Source organism: Streptomyces sp. NRRL F-5123 (genome assembly GCF_000721495.1).
Taxonomy (GTDB): Bacteria; Actinomycetota; Actinomycetes; order Streptomycetales; family Streptomycetaceae; genus Actinacidiphila.
On sequence record NZ_JOHY01000112.1, the window covers coordinates 1 to 7835 of the forward strand.

Annotated in this window: 2 protein-coding genes; both read left to right on the plus strand. The window is 76.1% G+C overall.

Annotation, left to right across the window (positions count from 1 at the left end; genetic code table 11):
* The first annotated feature begins 139 nt into the window (after positions 1 to 139).
* A complete protein-coding gene (locus tag IH54_RS0138050) occupies positions 140 to 6514 on the plus strand; it encodes an SDR family NAD(P)-dependent oxidoreductase (protein ID WP_420711824.1) in 6375 nt (2124 codons plus the stop codon).
* A 10-nt stretch (positions 6515 to 6524) separates the two neighbouring features.
* A partial coding sequence (locus IH54_RS0138055) for a beta-ketoacyl synthase N-terminal-like domain-containing protein (protein WP_199923535.1) occupies positions 6525 to 7835 on the plus strand: 1311 nt, incomplete at its 3' end.

Here is a 7835-nt window from a genome sequence, read left to right on the forward strand (position 1 = left end):
GGTCTTCGACTACCCGACGCTCCACGCGCTCGCGGGCTATCTGGACGAGCAGATCGGGGGCACCACCGCAGTTCCGGCTGCTGCCGCGCCCAGTCCCACGTCTGTCGGCACGGGTGACGATCCGATCGTGATCGTGGGGATGGCCTGCCGGCTGCCGGGCGGGATCGAGTCGCCCGGCGAGCTGTGGCAAGCGGTGGTGGACGGCCTCGACGCGGTCTCGGAGTTCCCCGCCGACCGCGGCTGGGATCTCGCCGAACTCTACGACCCCGACCCCGACCACGCCGGGACGAGTTATGCGCGGCACGGTGGGTTCCTGACGGGTGCGGGTGATTTCGACGCCGACTTCTTCGGGATCAGTCCGCGTGAGGCCGCGGCGATGGATCCGCAGCAGCGGCTGCTGCTGGAGACGGCGTGGGAGGCGCTGGAGCACTCGGCGATCGACCCGACCTCGCTGCGCGGCACCCGCACCGGCGTCTTCACCGGCCTCATGGCCGGCGAGTACGGGCCGCCGCTGCACGAATCCGTCGACGGTATGGAGGGGTTCCGCATGCTCGGCAGCGCGTCGAGCGTGGCGTCGGGCCGGATCTCGTACCTGCTGGGTCTTGAGGGCCCGGCGATGACGGTGGACACAGCGTGCTCGTCCTCACTGGTCGCCCTGCATCTGGCCGCCCAGGCGCTGCGGAACGGTGAGTGCTCGCTCGCGCTGGCCGGGGGCGTCACGGTGATGTCGTCCCCGACGACGTTCGTGGAGTTCTCCCGCCAGCGGGCGATGTCCCCCGACGGGCGGTGCAAGGCGTTCTCGGACGCCGCCGACGGCGCGGGGTGGGCCGAGGGCGTGGGCCTGCTCGTGGTCGAACGGCTCTCCGACGCCGAACGCAACGGCCACCAGGTCCTCGCCGTCGTACGGGGTTCCGCCGTGAACCAGGACGGCGCCTCGAACGGCCTGACCGCCCCGAACGGCCCCTCCCAACAGCGCGTCATCCGCGACGCGTTGACGGGCGCGGAGCTGAACGGCGCCGACGTGGACGCGGTGGAGGCGCACGGCACCGGCACTCCGCTCGGCGACCCGATCGAGGCACAGGCGCTGCTTGCCACCTACGGCCGACAGCGTCCGGACGACCGCCCGTTGTGGCTGGGCTCGATCAAGTCGAACATCGGTCACGCGCAGGCGGCGGCCGGGGTCGCGGGCATCATCAAGATGGTCGAGGCGATGCGGCACGGCGTCCTCCCGCGCACGCTGCACGCCGACGAACCGACCCACCACGTCGACTGGGAGCAGGGCCAGGTCCGGCTGCTGACCGAGAACCGGCCCTGGCCGGAGGTGGACCGGCCCCGCCGCGCGGCGGTGTCCTCCTTCGGCATCAGCGGCACCAACGCCCACGTCATCCTCGAAGCGCCCGCGGCAGAGGCCACCGAGCCCGCGTCCGCCGACGAGGACGGGCCCGCGCCCCTCACCCCCTGGGTGCTGTCGGCGCGGACCGGGGACGGCGTACGGCGCCAGGCCGCGCGGCTGCTCGCACACCTCGACGCCCACCCCGGACTCGACCCGGGCGACATCGGGTTCACCCTTGCCTCCGGGCGGGCCCTGCTCGACCACCGGGCCGTCGTCCTCGGCGCGGACCGCGACGCCACGGCCTCGGCCCTTGCCGCCGTGGCCGCCGGTGAGGACACACCGGACGCAGTGCTCGGTGCGGTGGGGTCCGCGGGATCCGGCGGGGTGGCGCTGGTGTTCTCCGGCCAGGGCGCGCAGCGCGCCGGGGCGGGCCGGGAGCTGTACGAGCGGTACCCCGTCTTCGCCGGGACCTTCGACGCCGTGTGCGCGGCCGTGGACGCGCACCTCGACGGGTACGTCGAACACCCGCTCCGCGACGTCGCGTTCGCGCCCGCGGACTCGCCCCTGGCGGCGCTGCTCGACCAGAGCGTGTACACGCAGACCGCGCTGTTCGCACTGGAGACGGCGCTGTGGGAGCTGCTGCGGTCGTGGGGTGTCGCGCCCGACTACGTCATGGGGCACTCGCTCGGAGAGATCACCGCGGCCTGCGCGGCGGGCGTGCTGTCCCTGCCCGACGCGTGCGCCCTGGTCGCGGCGCGCGGCCGGCTGATGCAGGCGCTGCCGGAGGGCGGCGCGATGCTCGCGGTCGAGGCCGACGAACAGGAGGTCGGCTCCCACCTGGAGGCGGCCGGACTGACGGAGGCGGCGGGCATCGCGGCGGTCAACGGACCGCGGGCCGTGGTGGTTTCGGGCGACGAGGCAGCCGTGGGCGCCGTCGCCGACCACTTCCGGTCCGCCGGGCGGCGGGTGCGCCGGCTGCCGGTCTCGCACGCCTTCCACTCGCACCGCACGGAGCCGATGCTGGCGGAGTTCGCCGAGGTGCTGTCCGGTCTGGCCTTCGAGCCGCCGCGCATCCCCGTCGTCTCCAACCTCACCGGCGAACTCGCCGATCCCGCGCACCTGTGCACGCCCGCGTACTGGGTCGAACACGTCCGCCGGGCCGTGCGGTTCGCCGACGGCGTGCGCTGCCTGGCCGGCCGCGGGGTCACCAGCTACCTGGAGGTCGGTCCGGCGGCCGTGCTCACGCCGATGGCGCACGCCACCCTCGACGCGGCGCTGCCGGACGGCCGTTACGCCGCCGTGGCGACGCTCACCCCCGGGCGGCCCGAGGCGCAGGCGCTGGCCGGTGCGCTGGCCCTGCCGTTCACGAGCGGCATGCCCGTGGCGTGGGAGCGGACGCTGCCGGGCGGACGCCGGGTGGAGCTGCCCGGCTACCCGTTCGCGCGGCAGCGCTACTGGCAGGCGGCCGACGAGACGGTCACCGGACTGCGCGCCGCGGGGCTCGGCGTCACCCGGCATCCGCTGCTCGGCGCCGCCGTGCACCTGCCCGACGGGCAGACCGTCCTCACCGGACGGCTGCTGCCGGGGGCGCAGCCCTGGCTCGCCGACCACGCCGTGGACGGCACACCGCTGCTGCCCGGCACCGCCTTCCTCGAACTGGCCCTGCACGCCGGGGCCGAGACCGGCTGCCCGGTCGTCGAGGAACTGACCCTGAGCACACCCCTCGCGCTGCCCTCCGGCGCCGCGGTGTACTTCCAGGCGGTCGTGGGCGCCGCGGACGAGGACGGCCGCAGGACGATCGCCCTGCACTCCACGGACTCGCCCTCCGCCCCGGCCGCCGGGGCCTCCGTCCGCCACGCGACGGGCGTGCTCGCCCCGGCCGCCCCGCTGCCGCCTGCGCAGTGGACCTGGCCGCCGGAGGGCGCGGCGCCCGTACCGCTGGACGGCTTCTACGCCGCGATGGCCGACCGCGGCTACGGCTACGGCCCGGCCTTCCGCGGCCTGCGCGCGGCCTGGCGCACCGCGGACGAGCTCTACGCGGAGGTCGAACTCCCCGTGGAACCGGGTGGGTTCGGCCTGCACCCCGCCCTCCTGGACGCCGCCCTGCACACCGTCACACTGGGCCTGCCGGACCTGGCCGGGAGCGGCGGGGACCGGCCCCTGCTGCCGTTCTCGTGGACCGGCGTGACCCTGGAGGCCACCCGTGCCGCCGCACTGCGGGTCCGGCTTGCGGCGACCGGTGACGGGGCGGTCTCCCTGACCGCGGCCGACACGACCGGCCGGCCCGTCGTCACCGTGGACGCCCTCGCGCTGCGGCCGATGGCGGCGGGCGCGGTCGCGGACCGGCACGGCGGCCTGCACCTGCGCTGGCGTCCGCTGCCCGCCGCGAGCGGCGCAACACCCCCGGCGGACCTCGCGGTCGTCGCCGTCGAACCGGGCGGCGACCCGCGGACCCGGCTGGCCGAGGTGCTGGAGCAGGTCCAGCGCTTCCTCGCCCGCCCGGTGAGCGACCGCGCGCGGCTCGCCGTCGTCACCCGGGGCACGCTCATGGACCGGCCCGACCCGGTCAGCGCGGCGGTGTGGGGGATGCTGCGCTCCGCCCAGGCCGAGCACCCCGGACGGCTCCTGCTGGTCGATGCGGACAGCCGGTCGGACGAGGCCCTGGCAACGGCCGCCGCCACCGGTGAGCCGCAGGTCGCCGTCCGCGGCGGCCGCGCGTTCGCGCCCCGCCTCACCCGGACCGGCCCGCCCCTGCTGCCGCTCCCGGACGCACCCAACTGGCGGCTGCGCACCGAGGTCCCCGGCGCCCCGGCCCTCGTCGCCGTCCCCGACCCGGACGTGCCGCTGGGCGCGTACGACATCCGCGTGTCGCTGCGCGCCGCGGCGACGGACGCCGGGCGCTGGACCGCGGCCGACCTCGCGCATCCGGCCGCCGCAGCGCATGCGGCTGCCGCCGGGCGTCCGGCCGCCGCTGTCCACATGGCCGATCCCGCCGACCCGGCCGACCTCGCGCACCCGGCCGACGCCGGGACGTCTCCGGCCGACGCCGGGACGTCCTGGGCCGGTGCCGGGGTGGTCGTGGAGACCGGGGCGGCCGTCACCGCTCTCGCCGTCGGGGACCGCGTGTTCGGCGTGCTCCCGGGTGGCGAGGCTCCGGGGCGGCTCGTGGTGACCGACCACCGGGACGTGGCGCGGGTCCCGGACGGCTGGAGCTTCGCGCAGGCGGCCGCGGCCGCGCCCGCGTTCCTCACCGCCTGGCACGCTCTGGCCGACCTGGCCCGTACCGGCCCCGGGGACCAGGTGCTGGTGCACGGCGCCGGAACGGCCGTCGGCCTGGCCGCGGTACAGGTCGCCCGGCATCTCGGCGCGGAGGTGTACGCCACCGCCCCGGCCGGTGCCCGCGACGTCCTGGGCGGCCTGGGGCTGGACGCGGCGCACCTGGCCTCGCCGGAGGCCGACGCCTTCCCCAAGACCCTCCCGGCCGGCATCCACGTGGTCCTCGACCCGGTGGGCGGGGACACCGCCGAGGCGTCGGCCGCGCTCCTCGCCACCGGGGGCCGCTACGTGGCCGTGGCCGGGCGGTACGAGGCGCCGGGCCACGCTACGTGCCCCGAGTCGGCCCCCGTCCGCGCCGCGGACGCCGGGCCCGCCCGGCAGCGGGAGATCCTGGCCGGCCTGGCGGGGCTGCTCGCCCGGGCGGTGCCGCCGCCCGTGCACGGTCTCGACGTACGGGCCGCCGCCGCGGGCCGCGCCCTGCCGGACGAGCCGCCCGGCACCGCGGCCGGTCCGGAGGCCGCGGAGGTCCTGACCTTCCCCCGGCCCCTCGACCCGGACGGCACGGTCGTCGTGACCGGGGCGAGCGGCACGCTGGCGCAGCACGTCGTACGCCGACTGGTCGGCGAACACGGCGTGCGGCACCTGCTGCTGCTCAGCCGCAGCGGCGCCGGGCTGCCCGCGGACCTGCCCGACGGGCAGGTGACCGCGCAGGCGGTGGCCTGCGACGTCGGCGACCGCGACGCGCTCGCCCGCGCCCTGGCCCGCGTCCCCGCCGAGCACCCGCTGACCGCCGTGGTGCACACCGCGGGCGTCCTCGACGACGGTGTCCTGGAAGCCCTCACCCCCGAACGGCTCGGCACCGTGCTGCGGCCGAAGGCGGACGCGGTACGGCACCTGGACGAGCTGACCGCCGACGCCGACCTGGCGGCCTTCGTGGTCTTCTCCTCCGCGGCCGGCGTGCTCGGCTCGCCCGGGCAGGCCAACTACGCCGCCGCCAACGCCTATGTGGACGCGTTCGCGGCCCGCAGGCACCAGGACGGACGGCCCGCCGTCTCGCTCGCCTGGGGCATGTGGAGCGAGGCGAGCGGCATGACGTCCGGCCTCGGCGACACCGACCGCGGCCGGATCGCCCGCAGCGGACTTCTGCCGACCGGCACCGACGAGGGGCTCGCCGCCTTCGACCGGGCGCTCACGGCGGCCGTGCCGTTCCTCGTCCCGGCGCGCGCCGACACCGCGGCCCTGCAAACGCCCACCGCACCGGTGCTCCTGCGCGACCTCGCGCCCGCCCCCTCCCGGCGCACCGCCACCGCGGCCGCCCCGGTGGCGCCGGAGCCGCTGCGCGACCGGCTGCTCGAACTGCCCCCCGAGCGGCGCCGCGAGGCGCTGCTCGACATCCTGCGCGCCGAGGCGGCCGCGGTGCTCGGCTACGGCGACCCGCGCCGCATCCCCGCGGACGGCGCCTTCCGCGACCTCGGCTTCGACTCCCTCACCGCCGTCGAACTCCGCAACCGGGTCGGCGCCCGGACCGGCCTCCGGCTCAGCTCCACCGCGGTGTTCGACCATCCCAGCCCCAGCGCCCTGGTCGACCACATGCTCTCCGGGCTCGCGCCCGCCCCCGCCGAGAAGGGCGGCGGCGAACCCACCTACGAGCAGGTCATGGCCGACCTCACCCGGCTCCGCAGCCACATGTCGGCACTGAACCTGACCGGCGCCCAGCGCACCGCCCTGGCCGAGACCGTCCGCAGCATGTCGGTGCCCTGGAAGGCACCGGACTCCCCGGCACAGGCCGAGGAGAAGGCTCCCGCAGACCTCGAATCGGCGAGCGCGGCGGAGGTCCTCGCCTTCGTCACGAACAGCCTCGGCATCTCCGTCTCCGGCGACGAACCGCCCACCGACCCGAGTTGAGAGTGAGTTCATGGCCACCGAAGAAGAGCTGCTGAAGTACCTCAAGGCGGTCTCCGAGGAACTGCACGCCACCCGCGGCCGGTTGCAGGAGCTGGAGAGCCGCCGCGACGAGCCCGTGGCGATCGTCGGCATGGCCTGCCGGCTGCCCGGCGGCGTGTCCTCCCCGGAGCAGCTGTGGGACCTCGTCGTCAAGGGGGAGGACGCGGTCGGCGACTTCCCCGACGACCGCGACTGGGACGTCGAGGCGCTCTACGACCCCGAACCCGGCCGGGCGGGCACCACCTACACCCGCTCCGGCGGCTTCCTGCGCGGCGCGGCGGACTTCGACCCGGCGTTCTTCGGGATAGCCCCCCGCGAGGCGCTCTCCATGGACCCGCAGCAGCGCCTCATGCTGGAGGCGTCCTGGGAGGCGCTGGAGAACGCCGGGATCAACCCGCAGACCCTCAAGGGCACCCGCGCGGGAGTCTTCGCCGGATCCTTCCACCACGACTACGACCCCGGCGGTGGCAGCGTCGGCAGCCTCGTGTCCGGCCGTGTCGCCTACACCCTGGGCCTCCAGGGCCCCGCCGTCACGGTGGACACCGCGTGCTCGTCCTCGCTCGTCGCCCTGCACATGGCGGCCCGCGCGCTGCGCAGCGGCGAGTGCTCGCTCGCGCTGGCCGGGGGCGTGACGGTGATGTCGTCCCCGACGACGTTCGTGGAGTTCTCGCGGCAGCGCGGGTTGGCGCCGGACGGGCGGTGCAAGGCGTTCTCGGACGCCGCTGACGGTACGGGGTGGGCCGAGGGCGTCGGCGTGCTCGTCGTGGAGCGGTTGTCGGAGGCGCGGCGCAACGGTCACCGGGTGCTGGCGGTGGTGCGGGGTTCCGCGGTGAACCAGGACGGTGCGGCGGACAGTCCGTTGTGGCTCGGGTCGCTGAAGTCGAACATCGGGCACACGCAGGCCGCAGCCGGTGTGTCGGGTGTCATCAAGATGGTCGAGGCCATGCGGCACGGCGTCCTGCCCCGGACCCTGCACGTGGACGAGCCGTCGCACCACGTCGACTGGGACGAGGGCCAGGTCCGGCTGCTGACCGAGAACCGCCCCTGGCCGGAGGCGAATCGGCCCCGCCGCTCGGCGGTGTCCTCCTTCGGCTACAGCGGCACCAACGCCCACGTCATCCTCGAAGCGCCTCCCGCCCCCGACCCGGAGCCGCCGACACACGAACCCACCGGGACCCTCCTGCCGTGGGTGTTGTCGGCGCGGTCGGGGGAGGGGGTGCGGCGGCAGGCTGCCCGGTTGCTCGCGCATTTGGATGACGCTCCGGGGCTGGGTTTGCGTGAT